At 68.3% G+C, this 1,357-nt stretch carries 1 protein-coding gene and 1 pseudogene; both read right to left on the bottom strand.

The window, feature by feature from the left end:
* Nucleotides 1-170 precede the first annotated feature (170 nt).
* A complete protein-coding gene (locus VXC91_RS45685; protein ID WP_329513225.1) occupies nt 171-1,040 on the bottom strand; it encodes an alpha/beta fold hydrolase in 870 nt (289 codons plus the stop codon).
* 40 nt (nt 1,041-1,080) lie between these two features.
* Nucleotides 1,081-1,357 (bottom strand): annotated as a pseudogene (locus tag VXC91_RS45680) (IS256 family transposase); the annotation flags it as partial.

The following is a 1,357-nucleotide window of genomic DNA, read 5'->3' as shown; positions in this document are numbered from 1 at the left end:
GTGAGTACCTGAGATTTACCCGGGGCCTCACGAGGGGTGGAGGCCTCGCCCCTTCATCGCATCAAGACCTGTGAATGAAGAACTTTTAGGCCGCTTCCGGTTGGTCGTGGCCGTCGGTTGCCATGTCCGAGTGCTGGGGGTCAGACGAACGATACGGAGAAGGACGACCGTCAGCTGGCGTCGGTGAGGACCTCGCGCAGCTTGCGCGCGAAGGCTTCAGGCTGCCCGGCGTAGCCGAACTCGCCACCGACGAAGCCGCCGTGGTGGCTCGGGAAAACCGTCGGCTGCTGACGGAGCAGCTCGGCCGTCGCCACCGAGGTGCGTCCGGTGAAGGTGTTCAGGGACTCTTCGCCCACTGCGATCACGACGCGTGTCCGCGCTTCGGTAAGCGCGTCGACGTCGGGCCGGTAGCTGCTGACCGCCCAAGACCGGTCGGAGAGAAGCGGGTCGTCCCGGGAGCCGTCATCCTTGGTCGACATCCCAAACTCGGCGGGATCCGGCGCGGGCTGGGCGAAGTAGTCGTCGGTGAATTCGCCCTGCCACGACGTCATCATGATGAAGGCCGCCATACCCGCGCCCGAGCCCTTGTCCTCGTATGCATCCCGGACGCCGGCCCGGGCGCGCTCAGCAGCCTGGGCGTCGGGGAGCACCGGAATGAGCGGAGGCTCGTGCGCCACCAGGGTGGTCACGTCATCGGGGTAGGCCCCCACCAGGGCGAGCGCGGTCACCGCACCGCCGCTGCTCGCGAACATCTCGACAGGACCCGCGCCGAGCGCCTCGAGGACGGCATGCACATCGGCAGCCTGGATCCCGGGCGCATGGTCGACCCGGCCGTCCTTGCGGGTGCTGCGACCGAGGCCGCGCGGGTCGTAGGTGACCACGGTGCGGTCAGGGAAGTGCGATGCCAATGTGCCGAAGCCGCTGGCATCCATCGGCTGGCCGATCATGACCAGCGGTGGGCGTCCATCGGCGGTCGGCAGCGGGCCGTGGATGTCGTAGACGAGGTCGACCTCGGGAGTCTCGAGCACCTTCGTAGTCATCACCGTGTCGACCCCTTCCGTGCCGAGAACTCATCCGATGCTACGCGGCTTCGGGTTGGTATTGGTCGTCGGGGCGTTCGACGAGTTCGCCGTTGACGAACCTGGCGCCCGTGCGGACCAGGGCCACCAGGTGGGCGCCCGTGATCGCCCGCCAGCGCTCCTGGGCGGACTCGACGAGCTTGAACACCAGCGCAAGGGCGGCGGCCAGGCTGCCGGCACCGCGGGCGGCCTTGGTCCGCAGTCGGACGGTGGAGAACGTGGACTCCATCGGGTTCGTGGTCCGCAGCTGAACCCAGTGCTCGGCGTTGAGTCGGCCG

It is taken from the genome of Streptomyces chiangmaiensis (genome assembly GCF_036281785.1).
In the GTDB taxonomy this organism is placed as follows: domain Bacteria; phylum Actinomycetota; class Actinomycetes; order Streptomycetales; family Streptomycetaceae; genus Streptomyces; species Streptomyces chiangmaiensis.
The sequence above is the reverse complement of the archived record's forward strand: the minus strand, read 5'-3'. Positions and strand labels throughout refer to the sequence as shown.

Excerpts from the sequence above, each read along its gene's own strand:
- VXC91_RS45685 (WP_329513225.1), bottom strand. The coding sequence starts at position 1,040 with ATGACTACGAAGGTGCTCGAGACTCCCGAGGTCGACCTCGTCTACGAC.